The 25,597-nt window shown below is 43.0% G+C and carries 25 protein-coding genes and 3 pseudogenes; 16 read left to right on the forward strand and 12 right to left on the reverse strand.

The annotated features are described in order from the left end of the window. Nucleotides 1-163 precede the first annotated feature (163 nt). The 6 genes and pseudogenes from truB (at nt 164) to F890_RS01490 (ending at nt 4,743) form a co-directional block, all read left to right on the forward strand. Complete coding sequence (gene truB / locus F890_RS01465; RefSeq protein WP_004732391.1) at nt 164-1,069, forward strand: tRNA pseudouridine(55) synthase TruB; 906 nt, start codon at nt 164-166, stop codon at nt 1,067-1,069. Between the two features lie 12 nt (nt 1,070-1,081). Continuing rightward, nucleotides 1,082-1,429, forward strand: a pseudogene (locus F890_RS01470) (TSUP family transporter); the annotation flags it as partial. Nucleotides 1,430-1,503: 74 nt separating this feature from the next. Beyond that, entirely contained in the window at nt 1,504-2,205 is a 702-nt protein-coding gene (locus tag F890_RS01475) for an IS1 family transposase (RefSeq protein ID WP_004730370.1), read from the forward strand. A gap of 153 nt (nt 2,206-2,358) precedes the next feature. Continuing rightward, nucleotides 2,359-3,663 (forward strand): RNA-guided endonuclease InsQ/TnpB family protein, encoded by a 1,305-nt coding sequence (locus F890_RS01480; protein ID WP_005101271.1) that lies wholly within the window; start codon nt 2,359-2,361, stop codon nt 3,661-3,663. A 61-nt stretch (nt 3,664-3,724) separates the two neighbouring features. Further along, a pseudogene (locus F890_RS01485) lies at nt 3,725-4,141 on the forward strand (sulfite exporter TauE/SafE family protein); the annotation flags it as partial. A 134-nt stretch (nt 4,142-4,275) separates the two neighbouring features. After that, nucleotides 4,276-4,743 (forward strand): hemerythrin domain-containing protein, encoded by a 468-nt coding sequence (locus F890_RS01490; protein ID WP_004732380.1) that lies wholly within the window; start codon nt 4,276-4,278, stop codon nt 4,741-4,743. A gap of 152 nt (nt 4,744-4,895) precedes the next feature. On the opposite strand, the gene F890_RS01495 is transcribed toward F890_RS01490, so the two are convergent. Further along, nucleotides 4,896-5,774 carry an EamA family transporter gene (locus tag F890_RS01495; RefSeq protein WP_005101268.1) on the reverse strand — a complete coding sequence of 293 codons (879 nt, stop codon included), beginning with the start codon at nt 5,772-5,774 and terminating at the stop codon, nt 4,896-4,898. Between the two features lie 364 nt (nt 5,775-6,138). Between F890_RS01495 and F890_RS18950 the strand changes: the two genes are divergently transcribed. Both F890_RS18950 and F890_RS18955 read left to right on the forward strand, forming a co-directional pair. Then, nucleotides 6,139-6,876 (forward strand): hypothetical protein, encoded by a 738-nt coding sequence (locus tag F890_RS18950; protein WP_228127360.1) that lies wholly within the window; start codon nt 6,139-6,141, stop codon nt 6,874-6,876. A 53-nt stretch (nt 6,877-6,929) separates the two neighbouring features. Beyond that, nucleotides 6,930-7,277, forward strand: a complete 348-nt coding sequence (locus F890_RS18955; protein ID WP_228127359.1) for a hypothetical protein — start codon at nt 6,930-6,932, stop codon at nt 7,275-7,277. A gap of 53 nt (nt 7,278-7,330) precedes the next feature. Here F890_RS18955 and F890_RS01505 read toward each other — a convergent pair whose 3' ends face one another. Together F890_RS01505 and serA are read right to left on the reverse strand one after the other, a co-directional pair. After that, nucleotides 7,331-8,197 (reverse strand): EamA family transporter, encoded by an 867-nt coding sequence (locus F890_RS01505; RefSeq protein ID WP_004732375.1) that lies wholly within the window; start codon nt 8,195-8,197, stop codon nt 7,331-7,333. 124 nt (nt 8,198-8,321) lie between these two features. After that, the gene (gene serA / locus F890_RS01510; protein ID WP_004732371.1) at nt 8,322-9,554 is read right to left on the reverse strand and encodes a phosphoglycerate dehydrogenase; all 1,233 of its coding nucleotides are present in this window, start codon (nt 9,552-9,554) and stop codon (nt 8,322-8,324) included. Nucleotides 9,555-9,908: 354 nt separating this feature from the next. On the opposite strand from serA, the gene F890_RS01515 reads away from it, so the two are divergent. From F890_RS01515 to F890_RS01530, 4 genes are all read left to right on the forward strand, one after another. Next, complete coding sequence (locus tag F890_RS01515; RefSeq protein ID WP_004732367.1) at nt 9,909-11,318, forward strand: FAD-binding oxidoreductase; 1,410 nt, start codon at nt 9,909-9,911, stop codon at nt 11,316-11,318. Between the two features lie 141 nt (nt 11,319-11,459). Beyond that, nucleotides 11,460-11,837, forward strand: a complete 378-nt coding sequence (locus tag F890_RS01520; RefSeq protein ID WP_004281576.1) for a hypothetical protein — start codon at nt 11,460-11,462, stop codon at nt 11,835-11,837. A 192-nt stretch (nt 11,838-12,029) separates the two neighbouring features. Next, a complete protein-coding gene (locus F890_RS01525) occupies nt 12,030-13,259 on the forward strand; it encodes a chloramphenicol efflux MFS transporter CraA (protein ID WP_004281575.1) in 1,230 nt (409 codons plus the stop codon). Nucleotides 13,260-13,449: 190 nt separating this feature from the next. Beyond that, a complete protein-coding gene (locus F890_RS01530) occupies nt 13,450-14,682 on the forward strand; it encodes a transposase (RefSeq protein ID WP_004730312.1) in 1,233 nt (410 codons plus the stop codon). Between the two features lie 135 nt (nt 14,683-14,817). Here F890_RS01530 and F890_RS01535 read toward each other — a convergent pair whose 3' ends face one another. From F890_RS01535 to F890_RS01555, 5 genes and pseudogenes are all read right to left on the reverse strand, one after another. Next, nucleotides 14,818-15,114, reverse strand: coding sequence for a DUF3817 domain-containing protein (locus F890_RS01535; protein WP_004645001.1), 297 nt, complete (start codon nt 15,112-15,114; stop codon nt 14,818-14,820). Between the two features lie 120 nt (nt 15,115-15,234). After that, nucleotides 15,235-17,337: pseudogene (yccS, locus tag F890_RS01540) on the reverse strand (YccS family putative transporter). Between the two features lie 210 nt (nt 17,338-17,547). Then, entirely contained in the window at nt 17,548-18,090 is a 543-nt protein-coding gene (sodC, locus tag F890_RS01545) for a superoxide dismutase family protein (RefSeq protein WP_004732359.1), read from the reverse strand. A gap of 122 nt (nt 18,091-18,212) precedes the next feature. Then, nucleotides 18,213-19,343 carry an AI-2E family transporter gene (locus F890_RS01550; protein WP_318270540.1) on the reverse strand — a complete coding sequence of 377 codons (1,131 nt, stop codon included), beginning with the start codon at nt 19,341-19,343 and terminating at the stop codon, nt 18,213-18,215. A gap of 128 nt (nt 19,344-19,471) precedes the next feature. Continuing rightward, nucleotides 19,472-20,116: a ParA family protein gene (locus F890_RS01555; protein ID WP_004281566.1), complete on the reverse strand. Its 645-nt coding sequence runs from the start codon at nt 20,114-20,116 to the stop codon at nt 19,472-19,474. A 124-nt stretch (nt 20,117-20,240) separates the two neighbouring features. Here F890_RS01555 and F890_RS01560 point away from each other — a divergent pair, with 124 nt between their 5' ends. Both F890_RS01560 and F890_RS01565 read left to right on the forward strand, forming a co-directional pair. Next, nucleotides 20,241-20,708, forward strand: a complete 468-nt coding sequence (locus F890_RS01560; protein WP_004645008.1) for a Holliday junction resolvase-like protein — start codon at nt 20,241-20,243, stop codon at nt 20,706-20,708. 27 nt (nt 20,709-20,735) lie between these two features. Then, nucleotides 20,736-21,314 carry a hypothetical protein gene (locus F890_RS01565; RefSeq protein WP_004732353.1) on the forward strand — a complete coding sequence of 193 codons (579 nt, stop codon included), beginning with the start codon at nt 20,736-20,738 and terminating at the stop codon, nt 21,312-21,314. An 18-nt stretch (nt 21,315-21,332) separates the two neighbouring features. On the opposite strand, the gene F890_RS01570 is transcribed toward F890_RS01565, so the two are convergent. Next, the gene (locus tag F890_RS01570; RefSeq protein ID WP_004732352.1) at nt 21,333-21,962 is read right to left on the reverse strand and encodes a class I SAM-dependent methyltransferase; all 630 of its coding nucleotides are present in this window, start codon (nt 21,960-21,962) and stop codon (nt 21,333-21,335) included. A gap of 191 nt (nt 21,963-22,153) precedes the next feature. On the opposite strand from F890_RS01570, the gene F890_RS01575 reads away from it, so the two are divergent. Next, nucleotides 22,154-22,717: a hypothetical protein gene (locus F890_RS01575; RefSeq protein ID WP_004732349.1), complete on the forward strand. Its 564-nt coding sequence runs from the start codon at nt 22,154-22,156 to the stop codon at nt 22,715-22,717. Nucleotides 22,718-22,790: 73 nt separating this feature from the next. Here F890_RS01575 and F890_RS01580 read toward each other — a convergent pair whose 3' ends face one another. Beyond that, nucleotides 22,791-23,123, reverse strand: a complete 333-nt coding sequence (locus F890_RS01580; protein WP_004732347.1) for a HopJ type III effector protein — start codon at nt 23,121-23,123, stop codon at nt 22,791-22,793. Between the two features lie 175 nt (nt 23,124-23,298). On the opposite strand from F890_RS01580, the gene crcB reads away from it, so the two are divergent. Further along, complete coding sequence (gene crcB / locus F890_RS01585) at nt 23,299-23,673, forward strand: fluoride efflux transporter CrcB (RefSeq protein ID WP_004732345.1); 375 nt, start codon at nt 23,299-23,301, stop codon at nt 23,671-23,673. 95 nt (nt 23,674-23,768) lie between these two features. Here crcB and F890_RS01590 read toward each other — a convergent pair whose 3' ends face one another. Beyond that, nucleotides 23,769-24,020, reverse strand: a complete 252-nt coding sequence (locus tag F890_RS01590; protein WP_004732342.1) for a type B 50S ribosomal protein L31 — start codon at nt 24,018-24,020, stop codon at nt 23,769-23,771. A 96-nt stretch (nt 24,021-24,116) separates the two neighbouring features. After that, on the reverse strand, nt 24,117-25,415 hold the full coding sequence (locus F890_RS01595; protein ID WP_004732340.1) for an ABC1 kinase family protein: 1,299 nt from the start codon (nt 25,413-25,415) through the stop codon (nt 24,117-24,119). Nucleotides 25,416-25,597: the final 182 nt, after the last annotated feature.

Genomic DNA, 25,597 nt, shown 5'->3' on the forward strand with positions numbered 1-25,597 from the left:
GCACCTATTTTCTCGTTGTTTCATTATTTTTAGATGTTCAAGCTTTTAGATATTAAAGCCGGCTCAATATGCCATAAAAATCATTAGAGACTATAGAAAAGTTGTAAATCATCTCGCAGGGTTTTACCATGGCGCCAATTTATAAAATGTCTGATTTTTTGCCATGAAAGCATCATCTCCTAAAATTCAGCGTCGTCATCTTAGTGGTGTCTTCCTGCTTAATAAGCCTTTGGGTATCAGCTCTAATGCCGCATTGCAAAGAGTCCGCTGGTTGTACCGTGCACAAAAAGCCGGCCATACCGGTGCGCTGGATCCGCTGGCATCCGGTTTATTGCCCGTGTGTTTGGGGGAGGCGACCAAGTTTTCGCATTATTTATTAGATTCGGTCAAGCGTTATCAGACGACCGTATTTTTGGGGCATAGTACCACCACGGGCGATGTCGAAGGTGAGGTGCTTCTGGAAAAAGCGGTTCCTGAACTCTCGGAAGCCTTGATTCAGGACACATTGGCACAGTTTATCGGGGATATCCAGCAAGTGCCGCCGATGTATTCTGCCTTGAAAAAAGAAGGCCGTCCTTTATACGAACTGGCGCGCAAAGGTATCGAGATTGAACGTGAAGCGCGTCCAATTACGATTTTAGCGATTGAGTTTTTGTCCTTTACGGAGAACAGTATTACGCTGGATATTACCTGTTCTAAAGGCACTTATATCCGGGTTTTAGGTGAAGATATTGCCAAAGCGCTGGGAACTTATGGCCATCTGACTTATCTGCACCGCATCAAAACCGGCCATTTTGATTTGATTCCAAGTTATACCATTGAATATCTGGAAAGCCTGAGCGAAGCAGAGCGCGATGAACTGTTATTGCCGGCCTATGCACCGGTTGATCATTTTCCAAAAGTGCAGGTACCCGAAAGTCGTGCAGAATATTTTAGCCGCGGCATGGAAAGCAATATCGAACATGAAGCAGCTGAACAGGTGCTGGTTTTTGATGGTGAGAAATGTCTGGGGCTGGCAGAAATCACCGACAAAAAACGTCTGGTGCCCAAACGCGTCCTGAACCTCTAATCGAGTCAATATATGGAAATTGAGATCATCATCAGTCTGGTTGTCTTTGCATTTTTTGCAGGGGCGATTGATGCTGCCGTAGGCGGTGGTGGTCTGATCCAGATTCCGGCAATTATGGGGAGTTTACCGCATCTACAGCCTGCTACGTTCTTTGGTACCAATAAATTCGCTTCCATTTGTGGCACCGCTTCTGCGGCATTTTCCTATCTGTGTCAGGTGAAACTGCCTTGGCTGCTCTTGGGCGTGATTGCACTGTGTAGTTTTGTCAGCTCTTTTATTGGTGCAGCCAGCGTTACGCTAATTCCAGTCGAGATTCTTAAGCCTTTTGTGCTGGTCATGTTGATCGTGATCGCCATCTATCTTTAGTGTGAAAGAGGGTGGTGTTTCAAAAAGTATGCTGAAAAAAACAATATGGCTTTTGATAAAATAGAGGTATGAAAATAACGCTACAAATCAAATGTCCTACCTGTCTAAGTAACAATATAAAGAGAAATGGCATCAAAGTAGATGGGAAACAAAACCATCAGTGCAAAGATTGCAAACGTCAGTTTATTGGTGATCATGCATTAAGCTATCAAGGGTGTAACTCAGGTATTACCGGCAAGATATTACATTTGATGGTCAGAGGAAGCGGTGTTAGAGATATTGCTGAAGTCGAGCGTATCAGCATTGGCAAGGTATTACGAACCTTAAGTGAATCGATCTATCAGATTCAGCCTAAACAAAGCCACTACGAATGTCTTGAAGTCGATGAACTTTGGACTTTTGTAGGGAATAAGCAAAATAAACAATGGCTTATTTATGCCTACCATCGAGAATCTGGAGAAATTGTTGCTTATGTTTGGGGTAAGCGGGATTTAGCAACGGTTCAACGTCTTAAAGCTAGACTTAAAAAGCTTGGGGTTCAATATGCTCGAATTGCGAGTGATCATTGGGATAGTTTTATCACAGCATTTCAATGTTGCAAGCAAGTGATTGGTAAGTTTTTTACCGTCGGTATTGAAGGTAACAATTGTAGAATTCGTCATCGAATCAGGCGTGGATTTAGGAGAAGTTGCAACTTTTCTAAAAAGCTCGAAAATCATTTTAAAGCCTTTGATTTGACTTTCTTTTACCTTAATAACGGATTTGTTTAACGCCAGCATACTTTTTGAAACACCACCTGAAAGAGGACTCCACCCAACATTAGGGTGGAGGTGAATTTCACGACTTTTTTTTGGTGTTTTTTTAGTGCAATATGATAGAATAATTTACATTAAGTTTCTGTATCTAAATAGATTTAAGGCGAAATGAAGATCAACAAAGCGTACAAATTTAGGCTTGAGCCTAATGCGGAACAAGAGCTTGTTTTAAACAAGTTGCTTGGCTCTGCACGTTTTGTTTGGAATCAAATTTTAGCTGTATCATTTGAGATGCTTGCTAAAAATGAGCGAATCAACAAAGTTAATTTAGTCAATAAAATTCCTGAATTACGCAAAAAACCTGAATGTGCTTTTTTAGAAAAAAGCTCTAATGGTGTTTCACTCCAACAAAAAGTCCGTGATCTTGGTGATGCTTGGGCTAAATTTTTTGATAAAAAAGAACAAGCTAAGTTAAAGCAAAAACCATTTAAGCCTAAAAAACCAAGATTCTTTAAATTGACCGATGGCAGTGAAATTCAGCTTAGACCACTCATGCCACGATTTAAAAAGAAATCTGATGGTTATGATTCAATTCGCATTGTTCAATTTGGCAGATATTGTTGGGTTAAAGGTAATCAGGTTAAGTTGCCTAATGACATTGGCGTTGTGAAATTCAGAAAATCACAAGAGATTCTTGGTGAAATCAAGAATGTCACAATCTCAAAGCATGTTGGAAAGTGGTATATCTCTTTCGGTGTTGAAAGCACAATAGATGCACCGATTCACCCATCCAAATCAGCCATTGGTGTTGATCTAGGTGTTAAAAAATTAATTACAACATCTAGTGGTCAGGTGTTCGACCCGATCAATAGTTTTAAAGCTAATCAAGTTAAATTAGCTAGGCTTCAACGCAAGTTGAAGAAGAAAACCAAGTTCAGCCAAAATTGGAAAAAGCTCAATTTAAAGATCAATAAACTACACCATCATATTGCCAATATTCGGCATGACTACTTGCATAAAGTCACTACAACTCTCAGCAAAAACCACGCAATGATCGTAGTTGAGGACTTAAAAGTAGCCAATATGTCGAAGTCAGCAAAAGGTACAATCGAGAACAAAGGAAAGAATGTGAAAGCCAAGTCAGGCTTGAACAAATCAATTCTTGATCAAGGTTGGTCAATGCTTGTCAAAATATTGGAGTATAAGCAACAATGGCGAGGTGGTTTACTCGTTAAAGTTGACCCTAGATATACAAGTCAAACTTGTAGCTCATGCGGTCATGTAGCGAAAGAGAATAGACAAACTCAATCTAAATTTGAGTGTGTTGAATGTGGCTTTAGCGAGAATGCGGATATTAACGCTTCTCGCAACATTTTAGCGGCAGGACATGCCGTTTTGTCTGTGGAGGGGCGATGCGGTAAAGGTCGCCCTGTGAAGCAGAAAGCAAGTGAAATCCGTGAGGAAGTCACCTAAGAGCTTTTGCTTTTAGAATCCCCCCACTTGAGGTAAAATGAAAGTGAGGGGAGTATGTCAAACCTTGATGAAAAAACAGTTCGGCCAGGTGCATACCGAACAAAAACTGAATCGGAAAATGCTGATTCTGGCCGCTTTGGGCAGTCTGGCGATAGGCTTTTATGATGGTATCTTTGGTCCGGGCACCGGTAGTTTCTTTATTTTCTTTTTTATTCGCTATTTGAGCGTCGACTTCCTGCATGCATCGGCCTTATCGAAAATTGCCAATTTCACTACCAACCTGGCCGCCTTAAGCTTTTTTATTCCTAGTGGCAATGTGCTGTTTATGGTCGGGACAATGATGGCGGTAGCCAATATTTGTGGTTCCTTGGTCGGGGTGCGTTTGGCATTTAAATATGGCAGTGGCTTTATCCGGATTTTATTCCTGATTCTGGTCAGTCTGCTGATTTGCCGGATGGCATACCAGATGTTTTTTTAGATATAAACCCGATGTAAATCATTCTCGATATTAAAGTTTCTTAACAAATCACTTTATAAACTGGGTCTGAACCTGTTCTGAAAATCTTCTAGAATCAATGATATTAAAAATAAAACAATCGGAGAAATATCGGAATGACGACTATTTTTGAAGCATTAAGAGAGAGTCATGAGATTCAGCGTGATCTTGCAGAAAAACTATTACAGACTTCCGGGGATACAGCAGAACGCCGCGAGCTGTTCAAGCAACTCAAAAATGAATTATTTGCCCATGAGGCTGCGGAAGACCGTTATTTTTATATCCCCTTGATGATGACCGATTCAGGCCTGAATATTACCCGCCATGCCTTGGCCGAACATCATGAAATGGACGAAATGATTGAGGAATTAACTGCAACTGAATTGAGTAATCCGGGCTGGATTGCCATGGCCAAAAAACTTTCCGAAAAGGTGCATCATCACTTAAAAGAAGAGGAACATGGTTTCTTTCAGCAAGCTGGTAAAATTCTGGGAGAAGAGCAAAAGACCGCTTTAGCAGTGCAGTACAAGAATGAATACCAGCATTATAAAGACATGAAAAAAGATATGCTGGTACAAAGCTAAGCTTTAAATTCAAGTCGAATAAATAAAAAAGATGCCTGTAGTGCCATCTTTTTTATGCCAATTTACCTACCTTCTATATTTTGCTTTCAAAGCAAGTAAAAACACAGAATGGATAGGATATTTAATTAGTTATTCAAATTCCAATAAGCCTTTTAGGCATTCTTTTCTGCCGATCCTTGACGGGCGGCACGTACGGTCACACCGACAGAGGCCAGCATGATACAGACTAATGCTACCGTCTGAAGATACGTAATTTTCTCCCCCAATAGCATAAAACCGGTCAGTGCTGCCAAAGCTGGTGACAGGCTGGAGAGGGTGCCATAGCTGGTCTTGTTTAAATGCTGCAAAGCTTTTAAGTCCAGCGCATAGGGAATCGCTGTGGCCAGAACCGCAATGACAACGGCTTTACCCCAATGTTGCGTATCAATCAATGCGGGCGCATTGTTATAGAGCCCAATCGGAAGCAGACACAGGGCTGAAATGCTAATCGCAATAGTCAGTGCATGCATACCGATATTTTGCTGAACCACACGTTGCCCAAAGAAAATATACAGTGCCCAGCATAAACCCGCACCTAAAGCACAGGCGGCGCCGAGCAGGTCGAAATTACTGCTATTGGCCTGTCCCCATGGCACCATCAGTGCGATGCCTAAAATGGCCATTAATACCCAAATATAGTCACTACGATGTTTAATCGAAATGAGGGCTAGGCCGAGCGGACCAATAAATTCTAGTCCTACCGCAATTCCCTGCGGTAATCTTCCGAGGGACAGGTAGAATAAAATATTCATGACCCCTAAAGCGGCGCTATAGCAGAGCAAATCCCGCCATTTCAAAAAAGGCAAACGGGAAATAATTTTCCAGGAACGGAACATTACCCCAACAATAATTGCTGCAAAGCACAGCCTTAAAATGGTCACAGTAATCGGATCCAGCACACTAAACAGCTGTTTGGCAAAAGATGCACTAATCTGGTAGGAGGTCATGGATAATACCATGAACAATACAGCAAGGAGTTGGGCGTTTGGCATGGAAGCAGCTTCTACCCAGAGCGGGTGAAAATGAGAAATAGGAGGAAATGAAATTATAGCAAACTGGTTAATTTTTAATGAGTAGGGCAAGGAAATATTTTGCCGAGGCGAACTTAAATTTTGATTCAATCAAGTTAAGTTTTGGTCCGATCAAATACCTAAAGATTTTAAATTCAAAGTTAATCTTCTATGTAATTGCGGTTACAAATTAATCAATTTTTAAATTGATCTTATTTTTATATTTATTAAAATATCTTAGACCCCGTGATTCGGGTTAGCTTTAAAATAACAATGAAAACACCTTGGATTCCGTGTTTATGGACAGAATTAAAATAACAATATCAAATAATTAAGGTAGATAATAATGAAATTAAGAATACTTTCTTGCGCCATTTTCAGCTGCATGCTGGCAGCATGTGGTGGTGGCTCCGATAGTTCTGATAATAATGAACCAGTCACTAGTCAACCGGCACCGACCAATCCTGGAACCCCGGGTGATGGAGCATCAGACACCATTTCTGAATTCTATAACTATCAATTCAACTTACCGAATATTGATGGATCAGAGATGGAATCGCAAAAACTTCTATTAGCCAGTCATAAAAATAAAATTACTGACGGCATATTATATGCGGATAATAACAGCGCTGTTGATACTGAATACGATCTTGAAGAAGATATGGTCTTCTCAACTTATGTCACAACAAAAGGGGTGTTCCCTGCAGATCGCACCCGTACAGCATTAGGTTATAAGCTGGAAAAAATATTAGAAAATACGACGACTCAATTTAAAAGTCGTCCTGTGACGATACCTGAGAACAATATCAGCAATCATCGACACATAGCGTGGTATGACCTGTCTGGTAAAGCATTAACTGAACGTACCAATATTGCTGTGGTGAAAATGTATGATGATCCCGCGACCAGAGTGTTGTGTTCTTTAACAGTGATAATACGACAGCTGAGCGTAAATACTATAATGAGTTTGCAACCAATTTTGTCGATTTGCAGAAGGCCCGCAAATTCCCAAATGGCTCTAAATGTTTCCGTCTTCTGGCTGAACATCCTGAAGAAGAATATATTGAATTTGATCCGGAAGTAAAAACTGGCTTTAGCACACTTGCTGAATGGCAGGCACAGCAGTCTGTCCAAGAAATGGCAAAAACGATTCTAGATGACACGATGGCTAACTTGAAATATAAAAAGGCAGAATATAAAGACGATGCTATGCAATATTACAAATATTTCGGTGCGATCGAATATCAAGGCGGAATTTATTCAGTTGATTTCTCGGAACATGGGGAACATATTGATCACGACGACTATATTGCTCAATCAAGACAGGCTGCCTTGGATGACTTGAATAAACAAGAAGGTGTAACTTCTTTAATGATCAAATGGACAGAATATATGTATGATCAGCTTGCCTCTGGATGTGATGGCTATAATGCGACAGCAGCGACTGTATTAAATACTGCGATTAAAGACGCAACACCACGTTAAAATTTGAAAATAAGTGATCTTAAATAAAGGCGCTCTAGCGCCTTTATTTTTATTCAAGATTTTTGTCTTTGGGTCGTCACCGTACAGCCTACCGAAGCACTGATAATCGTGGCCAATGCCAGCCACTGTGTCCACAACAAGGTTTCACCCAGAAAAAATAGGCCTGAGAGTGCGGCAATGGCGGGTTCCAAACTCATCAAGGTACCGAAACTCAGTGCGCTTAAATTACGCAGTGCGATCATTTCTAGAGTGAAAGGCAGTGCACTAGCCAGTACTGCCAAAGCCACAAAATACAACAAACTCATCGGTTCAAAAGTATGTGCCGGCATGCCTGCAAAGAGTGCGATCGGCATCAGTACCAGCATGCCGACAAACATGCCTAAGCAGACAGTATGATTGCCAGAAACGCCTGAAGGTCTTTGGCCGGCAACGATATATAAGGCCCAGCAGGCACCTGCACCCAAGGCGAATGCCATCCCAATCGGGTCAAGCGGCTGGGCAGCCTGATCAAAAGGGAACAGTAGAATTAGCCCTAGAATCGCCAGTCCGACCCAGACAAAGTCGAATTTCTGACGTGCATAAAACAGGGCAACACTTAAGGGGCCAATAAATTCAAAAGAGACGGCAATCCCCAGCGGCAGGCGATCAATCGACAGGTAAAACAGTAGATTCATGCCAGCCAGGGCAAGGCCATAACTGATAATGGCCGGCCACTTGATCTGTCTGAAATGGATTTTCCAAATTTTAAAAATCAGTGCCAAAATCATAGCGCCTAACAGCAGACGCATTGCGGAAACAGTCAGAATGGGAAATTGACCGAACAGATATTTGGCAAAGGAGCCACTGCTTTGCATACTGATCATGGCGATCAACAGAATCAGCGGCGCTTGCACCATCGGTGCGATTTTAAAATTCAGCATGACTAAATAGGTTTCGATTGCTCGAATAGCGGAAGAGCAGCATAAGCTGAAAAAGGTTTAAAAATACAAACCTTAAAAACAAAAAACCACAGCCCGAGAGCTGTGGTTTTTCTACAATATTGAATTAGAACAATACGCGTGCGCGGATTGTACCTTCAACATTCGAAAGCATATCAAGTGCTTCATGAGATGCAGCAGCATCGACATCCATCACCAGGTAACCGACATCGCCTTTAGTCATCAGTGACTGACCAGAGATGTTGATGCCTTGTTCAGCAAACAGGTTGTTGATTTTAGACAATACGCCTGGAATATTTTGATGGATGTGCAGTAAACGGTGTTTGCCTTCAGTCAATGGCAATGCGATTTCTGGGAAGTTCACCGCAGATAAAGTCATACCTTTATCAGAATAAGCTACAAATTTCTCAGCTACTTCCAGACCGATGTTCGCTTGCGCTTCCATGGTCGAACCACCCACGTGCGGAGTCAGGATCACGTTTGGCAGGTTACGCAGTGGAGAAACAAATTCTTCACCGTTCGCCTTAGGTTCTTTCGGGAATACATCTACCGCAGCACCAGCAATATGACCAGATTTGATCGCATCCGCCAGATCTTCGATCACGACACAGGTACCACGTGCCGCGTTAATGAAGATCGAACCTTCTTTCATTTGCGCGAACTGATCTTTGGTCATGAAGTTACGTGTAGACGGAACATCAGGAACGTGTAAAGAAACCACATCGGCATTTGCCAAAAGTTCGCCCAAGCTACCGACTTGACGTGCATTACCTAAAGGCAATTTAGTCACTGTATCGAAATAGATCACTTTCATACCCATGCTTTCAGCAAGTACAGAAAGTTGTGAACCGATTGAACCGTAACCTACGATACCTAAAGTTTTACCACGTGTTTCGAACGAACCAACTGCAGATTTGTTCCAGCCGCCTGTGTGAGTGTCTGCTGATTTTTCAGGTACACGGCGTAGAAGAAGAATTGCTTCAGCAAGTACAAGTTCAGCGACTGAACGCGTATTTGAGTAAGGTGCGTTAAAGACTGGAATACCGCGACGCATTGCAGCGTCCAGGTTCACCTGGTTGGTACCGATACAGAAACAACCGACAGCAATCAGTTTGTTCGCAGCTTCAAAGACTTCTTCAGTCAATTGAGTACGGGAACGAATACCGACGAAGTGCGCATCTTTAATCGCTTCTTTCAACGCTTCACCCTCAAGCGCAGTTTTACGATAGTCGATGTTGGTATATCCAGCAGCATTTAAAGTGTCGATTGCATTCTGGTGAACGCCTTCTAACAACAAGAAACGGATTTTATCTTTAGGTAGAGATAGATGTTGGCTCATTACGGCTCCGCTACAAAGGCCAAATTTAGTCGCGGTATAATAGCACAGGAAAAGCGCACTTATACATTTCCTTGATGACCCTCACATCAGCTATTCTGGCAAGATATATTGATAATAATGATCATGATGGTTGATTTAAATCTGCATTTTCAAAGGTATATTATCAAAATTGTCATTTTTCGCAGGAAACACCAAAAAATAGCTTATAATATTGCGCCATGCTTTTAAAGCAGCGTGATCCGGTGCTTTAATAATCATGTTTCGCCTGATTTGTATCCATGTTTTTATGCATAAAAAATGTGCAAATGAACCAGCGAAGTCTCTCTTGTTTAAATCATGCTAGGTCTGCAAACGATGAATGCTCCAGTCGCTTTAACCCCTGAGTTATTGAACCAATTGACTGCAATTGTGGGTGAAAACCGTATTAAAACCGATACGGACAGCCTCCAGAATTGGGGTCGCGATCATACGAAGCACTTTGATCCAAACCCGTCAGTCGTCGTTTTTCCGTCGTCAACTGAGCAAGTTCAAGACATCGTAAAACTGGCGAACCAATTTAATGTTGCAGTGACTCCATCGGGTGGTCGTACCGGTCTTTCTGCAGGTGCAGTCGCAGCCAATGGCGAGATCGTGGTCAGCATGGACAAGATGAACCAGATTCTGGAGTTTTTCCCGGCAGATCGTATGGTGCGCGTACAGGCAGGTGTGGTGACTGAACAGTTACAGAACTATGCTGAAGAGCAGGGCATGTATTACCCAGTTGACTTTGCTTCGGCAGGTTCATCGCAAATTGGCGGTAACATCGGCACCAATGCTGGCGGCATCAAAGTGATTAAATACGGCATGACCCGTAACTGGGTACTTGGCCTGACCGTTGTGACGGGTAAGGGCGATGTATTGCGTCTGAACAAAGGTATGATCAAGAATGCAACCGGTTATGCGCTACAACATTTATTTATTGGTGGTGAAGGCACGCTGGGTCTGGTGACGGAAGCGGAAATCAAGCTTGAACGTCAACCGCAAGACCTGCAAGTGATGGTACTGGGTGTACCTGACTTTGATGCGATCATGCCGTTATTGCATGCCTTCCAGGCGAAAATTGACCTGACTGCATTTGAGTTCTTTGGTGAACTGGCGATGCAGAAAGTCTTGGCCCATGGTCACGTGCAACGTCCATTTGAAACTGAATGCCCATTCTATGTATTGCTTGAGTTTGAAGCGCCGTTTGAGCCGATTATGGACAAGGCGATGGAAATCTTCGAGCATTGCATGGAACAAGGTTGGGTACTGGACGGCGTAATGAGCCAAAGCCTGGATCAGGTAGAAAGTTTATGGCGTTTACGTGAAGATATTTCTGAATCTATCGCGCCATTTATTCCATACAAAAATGACATTTCCGTTCTGATCACGCACGTTCCTGCATTCATTAAAGAAATTGATGCGATTGTATCGACGAATTACCCAGACTTTGAAATCTGCTGGTTCGGTCATATCGGTGACGGTAACTTGCACTTAAATATCTTAAAACCTGCTGATTTGTCTAAAGATGAATTCTTTGCCAAATGTCAGGTGGTGAACAAGTATGTCTTTGATACCGTGAAAAAATATGACGGTTCAATTTCTGCGGAACATGGTGTGGGCATGACCAAGAAGCCATATCTTGAATATTCGCGTTCGGCGGAAGAAATTGAATATATGAAAGCTCTGAAAAAAGTGTTTGATCCAAATGGCATCATGAATCCGGGTAAACTTTTCGATCTTTAATCGGTCGGAATTGAAAAAAGCGCATCGAAAGGTGCGCTTTTTTATTGCTGTGTAAAGACAGTTACAGAGTCTAAATGGTTTTGTACTAAGAAGCTCGGCATGATAGGTTGGAATAAGAATGACGATAAAGGGTTAAATAATATGTTCCGGATATTGGCAGTCGCAACTCTCGCTTTTGGTATATTGGGTTCAGGCTGTGCAACTGCTCAACAGGTCATTGCAAAGGTACAGTCATCTTCGGATACGCCTTTGGAACAGGTTTTACAATTAAGACCGGACTTGCGTAAGGAACTGGCAACAGTTGAGTTGCGCCAGTTCTTTGACAAGGTAGAGTCGCCCACGATTGGACAGGTCAAAGTCACTGAAACTGGGTTAATGGATGATTCGGTACGTTCAGTACAGACCATTTATTATTTTAAACGGGAAGATAACAGCTGGATGCTGGAAAATACCGAGAAGTTGTATCGTTGTGCACGAGGTTCAAATACCAAGACTTTCCAGAAAGCAGTCTGTCCATAATAGTGTTTGATCTTTAGACAGATTTTGGTTAAAAGCGTATCTAGAGGATGCGCTTTTTTATTTGGAAGATTATCTCTACGATCAGTTATATTTATTCAGAGCGTTTGAATATCTCATCTGCTAAAATTATTTCTTTCTATTTTAGACAAAGTTCAGTCTGTTAAAACGGGCAGACTGACAATAAAAACTCCCATGCAAAATATCCACACCCAAAAACTGACCCGTGCCACACTTATGTTCCCGCTGGCACTGGTCCTGTTTGAATTCTCAGTCTATATATGTAATGACCTGATTCAACCGGCCATGCTGGCGATTACCCGTGATTTTGGCGTAAGTAGTTCATGGGCACCATCCTCCATGTCCTTTTTCCTGTTGGGTGGGGCATTTGTCGCAGCGATTCTGGGACCTTTGTCCGATCGTCTTGGACGTAAAATGGTACTGCTGGGTGGTGTGGCATTTTTCACGATTAGCTGTCTGGCTATTTTATTAACACCCAATATCGAAAGTTTCTTATTCCTGCGCTTTTTACAGGGCTTTGGCCTGTCCTTTATTACCGCCGTTGGTTATGCCGCCATTCAGGAAAGCTTTGAAGAACGTGATGCCATCAAAGTCATGGCACTGATGGCCAATGTGTCTTTGCTGGCACCTTTGCTAGGACCAGTGCTGGGTGCCTTTATGATTGATCATATCTCTTGGCATTGGGGCTTTATCGGTATCGCATTTCTGTCATTTCTGAGCTGGTTCGGCCTGAAAGCCAAAATGCCAAACCTGAAAGTCAGTATTCCCAGACAGCCGGTCAGCTATATTCTGGATGACTTTAAACAGGTTTTAAAAAATAAACGCTTTGTGATCATGACTGTAGCCTTGCCTTTGGTGAGTCTGCCCTTGATGTTATGGATTGCCCTGTCACCCGTGATTCTGGTCGAGCAATTTGGATTCAGTAGCGTGCAATATGGTCTGGCGCAGTTTCCGGTCTTGGGCGGCCTGATTGCAGGTAATCTGATTCTGCTAAAAATTATCGATAAAATACCGCTGGGCAAAACCGTATTATTGGGTCTGCCACTGATGTTGCTGGGTACCGGTTTATTGATGATGGGCTTATTGATTCCAGAATATTTTATTCATTGTCTGATTATCGGCACCACTTGTATCAGTCTGGGTGAGGGTGTGAGTTTTTCGGTGCTGTATCGTTTTGCATTAATGTCTTCTGAAGTGTCCAAAGGCACGGTGGCTGCGACGGTTTCTATTATCCTGATGCTCAGCTTTTTTGTGGTGATTGAAGCAGTAAGGATGGCGTATGAAGCCTACGATATCTGGGCCTACTGTGCTGCCTCTTTGATTCTGATTGCACTCTGGTTTACTTTGCCGCGCATGCAGCTCAAACAGTTAATGCTGGAAAGACAGGAGCGTGGGGAGTTTTGATTCCTTATCGAGGGAACTTATAAATTATTGAAATCATATGTTCAGTATTGAATTTCCCTCTCCTTTTAGGCATAGGTATCTACACAATTCCTGAACTTTGCGTTAAATTGAAGAGCATGCTCTTCAATTTAACATCTCTGGCCTGGATCAGCGTCTTGTCAAGCGCTATAACAGCCTTGTAAAGCTCAATATGAACCCTCTTGCTTCACTTGCTCCGGCAATCAAAGACCTGGCTTCTGCCCAAAAGTCGAGTTTCGCAACCACACAAGCGGTCTGGCGATTCCTGAATAATGACAAAATCTCTTTTAGTCAGTTAAACCAGCCAATTGAACATCTTGCATGTGAACAGATCAAGGCATCACCGCATCAATATGCATTGATTGTTCATGACTGGTCTCAGCTACAGTATGTGAAACACCATCATAAAATTCAGCGCCTGCAAAGAACCCATCAATATGATTCAGGCTATGAATTGCAAAGCAGTCTGCTGGTTGATGCAGCCTCGGGACTACCTATTGCGCCACTGGCGCAGACACTATCAGATGCCTCAGGCTGCTATTCCACATTCAGTCAACACTCTGCTGGGCGCAAATCTCATCTAGATTCACTTACCGAACAAATCAAAGTGATTGAACAATATCCCATTGAGAAAACATGTGTTCATATCATTGATCGTGAAGGTGACTCCATTGCCCACCTAAGGGAAATGAGCAGCCAGGGTTTTAAATGGCTGATTCGGGCGAAAGAAGGCCATCGAATTGAGCATCAGGGCAAAACATGCAAAGTTGCAGAAGCCGCAGAACGAGTAGAAACGCAGCAGGTCCAGCCGATTGCCTATAAAGGAAACCGGCATATGTTGCATGTGGGAGAAACTGCTATCCGGATAACACGTGCAGCAAAACCGAAGAGAAATGACGATTCAGGCCAACGGGTTGCTCCCCAGCCAGGGAGTGCGATTGAAGCCAGATTAATTGTTGCCGTAGTGAAAGATGATCAGGATAAGACCGTCGCAAGATGGTCACTAATCAGCAATGTTCCATCAGAGATTACTACGGTAGAGATGACGACCTGGTATTACTGGCGCTGGACAATTGAATGCTATTTCAAGCTGCTCAAGCAGGCAGGTCATGATATTGAAGCATGGCTTCAGACCAGACCTGAAGCCATTTTAAGGCGGTTACTGATTAGCTGTATGGCTTGTGTTTTAACTTGGCGAATCCAGCGTTCTGAAGATGAACACCATCAGAAAATTCGTGTATTTCTCACCCGTCTTTCAGGTCGGCAGCAGAAAAGAGGTAGGTTGGAAAGTGCACCTGCCTTATTGGCAGGGCTTTCGATTTTACTGAACACTCTTCAACTGCTCTCGGAATATTCAATAGATGAACTCAATGAGATAGCCACAATGGCATTAGGTATCTCATAGATGTGTAGATACCTATGCCTTTTAGGAGAGGGCTAGGGTGAGGTTAAGTATTTAATAAGTTCCCTCTCTCTAACTCTCTCCCAAAGGGAGAGAAAATTTTCTTTTGACTGATCTAATTATATTAGGATTCTACAATTAAGCTTCAGCGGGCTGTTCCAGCTTCTTCAATTTCATATCAAACAGGAATGGACCGAAAGGCAGAATCGAAGCGATTAAACCCATCACAAACATGCTGAGAGACCATTTCTGTTTTTCACATACTGCGAATAACACCACCAGAAACAGCACAAACAGTACCCCATGACCCATACCGACATATTTGACCAGAATCGGATTATCCATCATATATTTCACTGGCATCGCGATAAATAACAGCAGCAGGAATGAAATCCCTTCAAGCAAACCGACCAGACGCAAAGTTTTGATGTTCATAATACATATTGATTTAACCGAATTGGTTTTGAGTGTACCGAATATCACCTGAATATTGAATCTTAATAATAAAAATATATTCAATATTTTTAATAAGTTATAACCAAGTAAGGCAGTTGGTTATTTAATCTCGGCACCTAGTAATTCATGACGTAATTTTAGTAATTCCGGTAAGGTTTCCAGCAATAAACTGATCTGTTTCAGCACCAAAAGCAGATGTGCTGACTGGTTTTCCTGGGTACTTAAGCGTTGAATTTCTGCCAGTTTATGATCGATGTCGTAGGTAGCTAAAGGCTGTTGTTGCAGCAATACCCCAGTTAAGGTTTGCTGACACCAGCGCATTAAAACCAGAATTTGTGCATCAGTAACCTGCTCACGGTGACTCCCCAATGCTGCAATATAGCTGAGCTGGCTATGGCTATAAACCAGATAGCGAAAGGCACTTTTGACCAGTTGCGGATCTGGATTCGGTTCGGTACTCAGGCTTGAAATCATGCTGGATAAATCAATCTGTGCATTGTGGGCCAGACGCCGTGCAGTCCTGTAAGCAATACTGTTATCTTTACCGTTTTGATATTGCTCGACCACTGCAGCAAAATAGTCCAGTGTAGCAAGCGATGATTTTTTAATATTGCTGGAAATATTGCGAAAATTCCAGTCAGGCTAGATCCAGCTTACTGCCATCCAGGCAATCAGACAGCCTATGAGGGTATCAATGATACGTGGCAAAATGATCGCGTAACCGGCACCTTTCAGGTTGAAGATCAGGAGTACCATCAATGTCGCCATGAGAGTGGCCATGGCATATTTTTTGGAACGTAGATAGAAAAAACCGACACCAAAAATTACTGTCAGGAGTAACTGACCTTCGACACTTGGTACAAAATACAGAATGGGAACACCCAGCATGACCCCCAATAATGTTCCTAGGGTCCGCAATTTGAGCCGGCTTTTGGTGGCAAAATAACTGATCTGACAGACAAACAGGCTGGTCAGTAAAATCCAGTAGCCATTTTTTGCAAAGGGCAATAATGAAATGGCATAGCCGACTAGAAACACAATGGCAATCCGCACCGCATGCCGAAAGAGTGCCGATTGTGAACTCAAGTGCGGTTTGAGTTTCAGCCAGAGATCTGTGCTATCGCGAATATCATCATCAAACAGGCTCAGGTCATCAAAATGCTGCTGATAGCGTGGCTTATACAGTGCCTGTTGATCATGCAGGTGTTGTAACTGCTCATGTACACTCAGCAGATTGGCCAGAATAAGCTGTAAATTTTTAACTTCAATATTCTGTGGGTGTTGGGCAATCCAGTCCTGCATCGATTCCTGTAAATGTTTTAATGCCTGTTCATCATCTGCAGACAGATAAAATTTTTCATTGCGCAATACACATTCTGCCAAATGTTGACAGGCAAGGGCTTGCAGACGGATATTTTTCTGAATCCGGAAAATCAGGTCAGTGCGGCTAAAATGCTGTTCGATCTGTTCATAATGTAAATAATTGGCCGTGGCCTGTTCATGAATATCCTGCATCAGAAAATACAGATTCAGCCAGTAAATGGTATTGCGATTGGCACGCGAAGCTTTGAGTCGAGTCAATAGTGAATCTTTGCTGCGGTTAAAACTCTGAATGACTAAAGTATTTTTAAGTGACAACTCATAGAGCAGGTTTTCAACATTTGGATGCTGATCCGGATCAAACAGTTTGGCTTTACTCAGCAGTAAATCTGACATGTGCTGCAAGCTTTGTGCGAGATTTTCCTGAACCTGCAAAGTAGGACGCAGCAGAAAAAATAGAATAGACGTCAGGCCGTACCATAGCGCCCCAATGACAAAATAAAGTGGCTGTTCATACCAGTGCTGATATTCGCCCAGGCCGAACATGGTATAGATTGACAGTAAAATGGTGCCAAATGAAATTGTGGCATAACGTTGGCCTAAGGCACCCATTAGAATAAACAGCGCACTCGACAGGGATAGCCACAGTGCAAACCAGAATTTATGCGGAGCAAGAAATTCCAGAATGCTGCTGACACTAAAAAACAGAATGATGACCAGTAACAGGTTGCGCAAACGCAGGCTTAGCCGGTCATCAAAATCAGTCAGTGCCGTGGCAATTGCCCCTAACGTTACTGGAACGATCAAGAACTCATAACCCAGAAATTTCAGACCGAAAGTGGTACCTAAAAACACCAGCAGGATCTGCAGGCAATAAGTCATCAGCGCACTGGACTGAAAGGGCAGCAGGACAGGTTTTATAATTTTAACAAAAGTAGCAGTCGCAGGTCGGGCAGCATTCACAAGGACAGGATCCGGAAAGTAAAAACGCAAAGTTCTGAATGCAATTTAGACGCCAAAATAAAAGAAAAATCCATGAAAAAAACGAGCATAGTGCCCGTTTTTTCTATTTAGTCATTGGCATGAAGGTGTTTAGATCACACCACAGGCAATACGTTCACCGCCGCCGCCCAAGGGTAATGGGTTGTCGGAATAGTTATCGCCACCGGCATGAACCATAATCGCACGACCCTGAACATCAGCCAATTTCAGACGTGGCGCAAGCAGGGTCACACGTGCAGTTCCGTCAGTATTGACTTTCAATGCGGGTAAATCACCGAGATGACCGGTCACTGGTGTACCGTGATGTGGAGCCTGATTTGGATTGTAATGGCTACCTGCAGCCAGTGCTGCGCCCATCTTGCCGTCTTTCATGGCAGGTGCGCATGAACCATTTTCATGAATATGGAAACCACGTTCACCCGCAGGAAGTTGTTTCAGGTTGGTACGAATAACCAGACCGGCTGGGCTGTCACTGAGTAATACGGTACCAATCTCTTGGCCCACACCTTGAGCAGTTACAGCATTCACAGTTACTGCTCTGACCACTTCATTTGATGGAGAGGTTGATGCACAACCGGTAAAAAGTGCGGCGCTTAACGCGCAAAGTGTCGTAATTTTAAACAATGAAGACATGATTTTGGCATCCTGATCTTTATTCTGTTTTGTGAGTTCATTTAAACAGAGCAAGATCAGAAGCTCTATATAGAATCAGTACTTAAATGTTTTGTTTTGTTTAAGTCAATTCTCTCTATGCTTTAAGGCGCTTTGGGCGGTGTGTTCTTGGTTTCTGGATCAATCTCATGTGCCATGGTGGCTTTAGGCATCATCAAAGGTTCATTCAGATTACTTTCATGTAACCATTCACGCCAGATTGCAAGCAGCACAGCCAGAATCACCGGGCCAATAAACACTCCGACCAGACCAAAACTGGCAATACCACCCAAGACTCCAAACATGATCAGCAGGAATGGAATCTGGGTTGCACCAGAAATTACCAGTGGACGAATCACGTTATCGGCAGTACTGACAATACAGACACCCCACACCATGACCCCGATAGCCTCAATGGTTTGTCCTTGTGAAAACAGCCATAGCGCCACCGCACTATAGGCGAGGGGCGGACCAAAGGGAATCAGGGCAAAAATAAAGGTCACAATGGTTAAAACCATCGGATTCGGCACACCTGCAACAAAATAGCTCAGACCAGCCAATAAGGATTGTGCAATTGCGGTCAAACCGACGCCATATACTACGGCACGTGTAGTCGCAGAAATGGTGGAAAAATAATGATGTACACGTGGACCGACCACCATTTCAAAGGCTTTACGCACCTGATTTAAAATGGTCTGACCATCACGGTAGAAGAAAAACAGCGAAAGTATCGCAAAACATAATTTAAAGATGTTTTTACTAACTTCATTCAACACCACTTTGCCGTAATTCAGATGGCCTTGAATCCAGGTCGATATCGACAGTGCAATACTCTGCGGATCAGTGTTAATTTCATTTAAGGTTCGGGTAATTTCCTTGCCGACAATCGGAAGCCCGCGAATAAAATCAGGGACATTCAGGTGACCGGAAAAGACCTGTCGCTGCAATTCAAAATACAGGTTACGACCTTCGTGCTGCAGCATGAAAATGGCGAAAATAAACGGCAGACCAAAGACCAGAATCACGGCCAAGATCATTACGGTTGCACTTAATGTCGGTCGATTGCCGCATAGGCGTAACACCGATTGATACAAGGGCCAAGTCATATAGGCAATAATGGCTGCCCAAACTACAGGAATGATGAAATACTTGAGTATATGAAAACTCAAAAAAATCAGGATAAAGAACAATCCAAATAATAAGACTTTTTGTAATGTAGGCGCGTACTGTTGCACTGAATTTAATGACTCATTTTTTAGGTCGTGTTCAGGCATATTAACTGAAAAAAAAGCGATCGAAAATGATAGCTAGCCAAGTAGCGAGATTATTTTCCCAAAGCTACACCGCGATTCAGATGATTGACTCAAAACCACTGACTCGGATCATCAATAATGGCATTCAGTACCGGTTGCCATTGAGCCTGCAGCTCCCGATAGATTTTCTGAGGTTTATCAAAGACGGACAGGCCTTCCATAGCCAGTCGGCTATAAGGGGCACGTTCCGAAATCCAGGCCACTGGCTGCTGGTCGATCTTGTCAAAAAACTGCTGTATGTCCTGATTGCTGGCTGCATTTGCTTTGGTGCGATTGGCCAAAAGTAAAATTTCAACCTTGCCCTTACGGATGCGTTTGATGTCCTGCAAATGTTTGAGAAAACGGCGGGTCGAATCGATATCAAAAAAAGAAGGCTGGATCGGGATGATAATCGCATGTGCTTCACTGATCAGCTGTTCGGCATGATCATCGGTCAAAGCACCTGGTGCATCAATAATCAGGTATTCGATCTGTTTCGGCGCATCACCAATGGACTTGCTATTGCGCCAGTCCAGACTTTGGATCTGCGCTGCCTGTGCCGGACGATGCTTGAGCCATTGCAATGTTGATTTCTGGTTGTCGGCATCGGCCAATGCCACCTTATAACCCTTTTGTGCGAGTGCTGACGCCAAACTAATGGCTGTCATGGTTTTGCCACAACCGCCTTTCTGATTCGCAACTAAAATTGTTTTCATGACTCAAGGTGATTTTATTCTGTTCCGGCCTAGCATATCATTCTTTTCAAGTATGCAAATGGCCGAATTCCTCAACTTCAGTCGAATGCGATGCTATAAAAATCAGGCAAATTAGGAAGATTGAATGTCCATATGGATGGCCATGTTGATTGGCGCATGTATCGGGGTGGTATTGACCACTATTATTTTAAGTCAGACGCGCAATGGACGGATCAAGGCCGAATATGAGCAGTATATTGCCGAGCTGGAACTAGAGCATCAGCAGTCCCTCATTGCCGCGCAAAAACGCAGCGTGAATACCAGCCGTGCAGTTCTCAAAGGAAAAATGGCGGAACAGCTCGCGCCGATCATGCCGGAATTTCAATATCTGCCGAGTGATGCCAAGTTTTTGGGTGATCCGGTGGATTATGTGGTCTTTGATGGTTATACCGATTTTCGTGATGGCGAAGGCGACGCTGAAGATATTGAAGTGGTTTTGATTGACATTAAAAGTGGCGGAGCACGTCTGACCAAAGGCCAGCAAGCCATTGCCCGTGCAGTTCAGGAAGGGCGGGTACGTTTTGAAACCATTCGGATTGATTTTCAGGATTGACCAAAATCCAGTGAAGAATAAAAAATTATGCAAAAATTACTGATCACTGCGCTGCTGTTTATGCTAGGACTCTGGGTGTGGAATGAATTTTTTCGTGCCATTCCGCATCTGCAAGAAAAGGGCGTACTTAAAAACTTTAAAGTAGAACCCGTTAAGCGCATTTCCGCGACTTATATTGTGCATGATCACCGTTTCGTAAAACCTGATCGTCGGGTGCTGCATCAGGCCAGCCCTGTGGTGGGGCATTTTAATGATCTGGCCTATCTGAGTAATATTGATGTGCTGTTGCTGACTCAACCGCTGCCCGCTATACAGGCAAAACTGGAGTTTGATGAAGCAAAACGCTGCTATCAGCTCGAAGGACAAACCAATAAAGCGGAGCGTGACTTCGTCAATACGCATGTACAGTATTTTAGTCTGATTGCTGCCACTGAAAAAATTGCCGATCAGATTCGCCGGCTAAAATCGGGACAGAAAATCACGCTCACTGGTGATCTGGTGACAGTTCATTCAGGCACGACTGGACAAGAATTCCGGGTCGGGACGGGCTCTGAATATCGTGCTCATTGTCAGTTGCTGCAAGTAACCCACCTTCAGCCACACTAAATATAAGATGGTCGTAAATTAGCTTCCTAGTTTACGAACACGTGCTAACAACATACGTTGGCCAATCTTGGGTATACCTTCCGCATCTACATAATTTAAAGTTTCTATTTCAAAACCGGTTTCCAGCAAGGCGGTCTCAATATCCCGATTCAGATGACAGCCATCTGCGACTTTCTTTTGAATGGGAGTGAGTAAATGTTGTAGACGCTGAATATTTAAATTTTGTCGATTCAGAACATGTTCGACCACATGTAAAGTCCCACCCGGTTGTAGCACACGATAAATTTCCTGCAGGCTCTGTTCCAGCTCTGCAATACTACAAAGCGTCCAGGTAGATACAATATTTTCCAGACTATTTTCGGCAAAAGGTAAAGCTTCTGCACTGGCCTGAATATGTTCGACCTGAAAAGCGGCCTGTTGAATTCGTGATTCTGCCAGTTTGAAGATCGTCGGGTTTGGTTCTAGTGCATAGACCTTATCAACCGATTGATAAAAAGGCAGATTAAGGCCGGTACCAAAACCAATTTCCAGTACTTCACCGGAAATATCCAAAAGTAGTTCACGACGCAAGTCCATCAAGGATGGTGTTTGCATCACCTGATTCAGCAGATGCGGAAAGATATGTTGTTGATAAAGTTTATACAGCATTTGAGTTATTTTAATTTGATGGAAATACGTTCTAGCTTAACTGAAAAATAAAATGACAGGCATATATCGAGCTGACTAAATACGTGCAGTTTGTTACCAAGTTCAACTGTTTATTCATTAAAAAATCCGTAAGATCAAGGAAGATATCCTTAAAACGTTTGATCAACTTGATTAGGATTAGATTAAAAATTATGTTCAAATACGTTAAACATTATGCTTTGCTGGCCAGCCTGTTGCTGCCTATTTCGGGCTATAGCTCGGTCGACCACAATATTGCCAAAGGTTTGCCTCCTGTCGTTAAAGGCCAGTCAATTTCGGTCTTGCAGCCTTTTAAAGGTGATTTTCGTATTCTGGGTTCCAAGGTTTATAGTTCTGACCCGCAAGCCAAATTCTCTCCGATTGATTATGCTGTCAGTTGGGGGCTGTTTGCCGAACCTGAAATTGCTCGACATATCACGGTCAATCAATATGACCGCTATTTGAACTGGAAAATGGATCGGGTGCCAGTGCCGGTAGAACAAGCCAAGCAGATGGTGTCCAATATGCATATCATTCCTGCCAATCCTGAAATTGCCAAGGAAATTAAAAAGGTAAAGCGTGGCGATCTGGTACGTATGCAAGGGGAGCTGGTTGAAGTGCGTGATAAAGATCTGGTCTGGAAATCGTCCTTAACTCCGACCGATACGGGTGATGGTGCTTGTGAGGTTTTCCGTGTCAGTTCCATTAAATGGATTGAAAAAGTCGGTAAAAGCTAAAACAGGCATCCTATACACTTCTGAGTTGCATAAAAAAACCGCTCCTTTGAGCGGTTTTTTATCTGCTTAGGACTTACTTCGCAGTTAAAGCCTGACCTTCAAAGGTAATTCCATCCCAGCCATTGAGCATAAACTGGCGGATATTCTGATGATCAGTCGCCTCTGGCGTCGCTAGTACAGAAGCATAATGTTCGGCAAACAGGCTTAAGGTCTGTGTCTGATCCAGACCATTCAATTGTGCAAAAGAAAAGACTTTAGCGCTGCCCTGGTTTTCTGTGGCCGCATTATTCTGCTGGCCATTTTTAAATGCAGTTGGTGTATGCATATAGCGCGATTCGATATAGGCAATCACATCTGCAAATTTTACTTCGCCTGCTGCCAACTGGGCCAATAAATCCTGTGCCATGCTATTTTTCCTGTGCCATTCATGAAAATTCGATGCGATAAATATAGCAATTTTCTTGCGAAGTTCCATGGTATTTCATTGATTTTCGGTTCAAGATAACAGTGAAATTTATCCATGCTCAATATGAAACTTTGGATAAAATAAACTTGATCAATAAATAGAACAGGAAAAAAATATGGGCTGGCTTTGGGTGGCAATGGGTGGGGCAATCGGTGCTAGTCTGCGTTATGCAGCAGGACTTTGGCTGTTCAAACCGCAAATGCAATTTCCCTGGCCCACCTGGTGGATCAATATTTTAGGCTGCTTATGTGCCGGAATTTTTTTTGCCTGTAGCCAGAAATATCCAGCACTCCAACAAGAAGCGCGTCTGTTTTTAATGGTGGGAATTCTCGGTGGCTTTACCACATTTTCCAGCTTCGGTCTGGAAAGCTTTTTGTTATTGAAACAAGGTGCTATGGGCCTAGCGCTGTTATATGCATTATCCAGCTTAATTGTCGGCATTATTGTTCTGGCACTGGGCTTTTATTTCACTTCACTCGTGTTGGCATAGAGTTAAAATAAACGCATAAAAAAGTCAGGAAATTGGAGGTCATTTCCTGACATAAACCGCGATTTAAATCTTAAGATAACCGAGGTTTTTCGGTTTTAACCCCGTTTAAAACGCCCAAAACGTTTGTTAAAGCTTGCCACACGTCCTTCATTGCTGGTCTGACGTTGCTCACCCGTATAGAAAGGATGTGATGCACTTGAAATATCTAGTGTTACATAAGGATATGTTTTACCTTGATATTCTTTGGTTTGACTCGAGTTCATCGTGCTGCCAATCACGAAATAGGCATCGGCATTGGTATCATGGAATAACACTTCACGATACTCAGGGTGGATATCTGAACGCATATCTAACTTCCTCATGATTCTTGATTAAATGTTATAATGTAACATTTGATATTTCAAGTAATCTAGGGTTACAGCGTGTAAGCCTATCGTCTCAACTTAGCTTCGACTCGGTACCAGTTCTTCAAATACATCACTTAAATCATCATGTACTTTGAGATGAATCAGGTTCCAGTATTGTCCTGAAATTGTGCGATTCACCATCAAGGTATCAGGAGAGGGCTTAAATACATCCCAATATTTCAACGAAGGTTTCAGCAACTCCATCCCATCATGATGCGCTGAGTTTTCGGCAAAATCATAGTCAGTGACCAGAGGACGCATGAGCACTTCCAGCCACTGTTCATATAATTCTTTCGGGAATTTTCCAGTTTCAGTCAAGGAATGCAGCGCATCCAGCTGTTGCTCGATCACGGGAATATTCTTCTCGCGTGCAGCATGGATCAGTTCCCTAAAATGTCCAATCACTTCAGTCGATAAGGTTTTAACGCCACCATAATCATAAACAATCACAGAGCCATCCTCACGGAAGGCAAAGTTGCCCGGATGTGGATCACAGTGAAAGCGTTTCAGATAAAAAATTTCTTGGCCAATGGCGCGGAATAGGCGGCGACCTAAAGCATTTCTGGTTTCGAGTGGCCAAGTGCTGGCAGTTTCGATACTTTCACCAAGTTCCTGGCTCAAAGTTAAAATATGTCGCGATGAATACTCATGAAACACTTTCGGAATCACAATTTTATTGTCCAGAGATTCATGGAAGGCACGGGCGATTTCCAGATTCTGGGCTTCAATTTCATAGTTCAACTCATTGTCCAGACTGTGCTGAATTTCTTTAAATAATTGATCTTGAAGTTTACGATCAATCTTTAATACGCCCATCATGCGCAGTGCCAGACGAACTTGCTTCAGGTCGCTTTCGCAGGCTTCATCCACACCAGGATATTGCACCTTGACTACAACTTGCTGGCCATTCGGTAGAGTGGCTTTATGCACCTGACCAATCGAGGCCGCGGCAAATGGCTGTTCATCAAACTGCTGGAAAAGTTGCTGTAAAGGTTTACCCAATTCTTTTTCTACCTGTGCCTGAATTTCTTTAAATGGCATGGGTGGTGCCTGACGTTGTAACTTGGCAATGGCTTTGGCGACTTCGGGCGGGAAAACGTCTTTATATTGCGAGGCAATCTGGCCGACTTTCATGACTGCGCCTTTCATCTCTCCCAAGGTATCTGCAATCTGTACCCCAATATCTTGAAATAGTTTGCTGCGCGCAGTATTTTTCTGCTCTTCATCAGCAGTTAAATTTTTAATGGAATTGGAGAGGGTTTTACCTGCAATACTTGCGGTCATTCCGGCAAGTTTCATAAAGCGACGACCGGGTGTGCTAGCCGTTTTTGCCATGCGAGATTCCTTGAAACCAACTATGAATGGATGTATTTGATCATAGGTGACAAAGGTTCAATTGCCTAGATTTAATTGTAGAGGTTGTGTTGTGATTTCCTTCAGCTTCTCCATGTTTAATGCATCATCTTTGATTTGATAAAGATTTATCTTTATCTCCTTGGCTAAACTAAAAGAATATG

This window comes from Acinetobacter sp. CIP 64.7 (genome assembly GCF_000369745.1).
Taxonomy (GTDB): Bacteria; Pseudomonadota; Gammaproteobacteria; order Pseudomonadales; family Moraxellaceae; genus Acinetobacter; species Acinetobacter fasciculus.

Bases quoted from the DNA above. Each gene is read 5' to 3' on its own strand.
- truB (WP_004732391.1), top strand. From the start codon at position 164: ATGAAAGCATCATCTCCTAAAATTCAGCGTCGTCATCTTAGTGGTGTC.
- F890_RS01475 (WP_004730370.1), top strand. From the start codon at position 1,504: ATGAAAATAACGCTACAAATCAAATGTCCTACCTGTCTAAGTAACAAT.
- F890_RS01480 (WP_005101271.1), top strand. From the start codon at position 2,359: ATGAAGATCAACAAAGCGTACAAATTTAGGCTTGAGCCTAATGCGGAA.
- F890_RS01490 (WP_004732380.1), top strand. From the start codon at position 4,276: ATGACGACTATTTTTGAAGCATTAAGAGAGAGTCATGAGATTCAGCGT.
- F890_RS01495 (WP_005101268.1), bottom strand. From the start codon at position 5,774: ATGCCAAACGCCCAACTCCTTGCTGTATTGTTCATGGTATTATCCATG.
- F890_RS18950 (WP_228127360.1), top strand. From the start codon at position 6,139: ATGAAATTAAGAATACTTTCTTGCGCCATTTTCAGCTGCATGCTGGCA.
- F890_RS18955 (WP_228127359.1), top strand. From the start codon at position 6,930: ATGGCAAAAACGATTCTAGATGACACGATGGCTAACTTGAAATATAAA.
- F890_RS01505 (WP_004732375.1), bottom strand. From the start codon at position 8,197: ATGCTGAATTTTAAAATCGCACCGATGGTGCAAGCGCCGCTGATTCTG.
- serA (WP_004732371.1), bottom strand. From the start codon at position 9,554: ATGAGCCAACATCTATCTCTACCTAAAGATAAAATCCGTTTCTTGTTG.
- F890_RS01515 (WP_004732367.1), top strand. From the start codon at position 9,909: ATGAATGCTCCAGTCGCTTTAACCCCTGAGTTATTGAACCAATTGACT.
- F890_RS01520 (WP_004281576.1), top strand. From the start codon at position 11,460: ATGTTCCGGATATTGGCAGTCGCAACTCTCGCTTTTGGTATATTGGGT.
- F890_RS01525 (WP_004281575.1), top strand. From the start codon at position 12,030: ATGCAAAATATCCACACCCAAAAACTGACCCGTGCCACACTTATGTTC.
- F890_RS01530 (WP_004730312.1), top strand. From the start codon at position 13,450: ATGAACCCTCTTGCTTCACTTGCTCCGGCAATCAAAGACCTGGCTTCT.
- F890_RS01535 (WP_004645001.1), bottom strand. From the start codon at position 15,114: ATGAACATCAAAACTTTGCGTCTGGTCGGTTTGCTTGAAGGGATTTCA.
- sodC (WP_004732359.1), bottom strand. From the start codon at position 18,090: ATGTCTTCATTGTTTAAAATTACGACACTTTGCGCGTTAAGCGCCGCA.
- F890_RS01555 (WP_004281566.1), bottom strand. From the start codon at position 20,116: ATGAAAACAATTTTAGTTGCGAATCAGAAAGGCGGTTGTGGCAAAACC.
- F890_RS01560 (WP_004645008.1), top strand. From the start codon at position 20,241: ATGTCCATATGGATGGCCATGTTGATTGGCGCATGTATCGGGGTGGTA.
- F890_RS01565 (WP_004732353.1), top strand. From the start codon at position 20,736: ATGCAAAAATTACTGATCACTGCGCTGCTGTTTATGCTAGGACTCTGG.
- F890_RS01570 (WP_004732352.1), bottom strand. From the start codon at position 21,962: ATGCTGTATAAACTTTATCAACAACATATCTTTCCGCATCTGCTGAAT.
- F890_RS01575 (WP_004732349.1), top strand. From the start codon at position 22,154: ATGTTCAAATACGTTAAACATTATGCTTTGCTGGCCAGCCTGTTGCTG.
- F890_RS01580 (WP_004732347.1), bottom strand. From the start codon at position 23,123: ATGGCACAGGATTTATTGGCCCAGTTGGCAGCAGGCGAAGTAAAATTT.
- crcB (WP_004732345.1), top strand. From the start codon at position 23,299: ATGGGCTGGCTTTGGGTGGCAATGGGTGGGGCAATCGGTGCTAGTCTG.
- F890_RS01590 (WP_004732342.1), bottom strand. From the start codon at position 24,020: ATGCGTTCAGATATCCACCCTGAGTATCGTGAAGTGTTATTCCATGAT.
- F890_RS01595 (WP_004732340.1), bottom strand. From the start codon at position 25,415: ATGGCAAAAACGGCTAGCACACCCGGTCGTCGCTTTATGAAACTTGCC.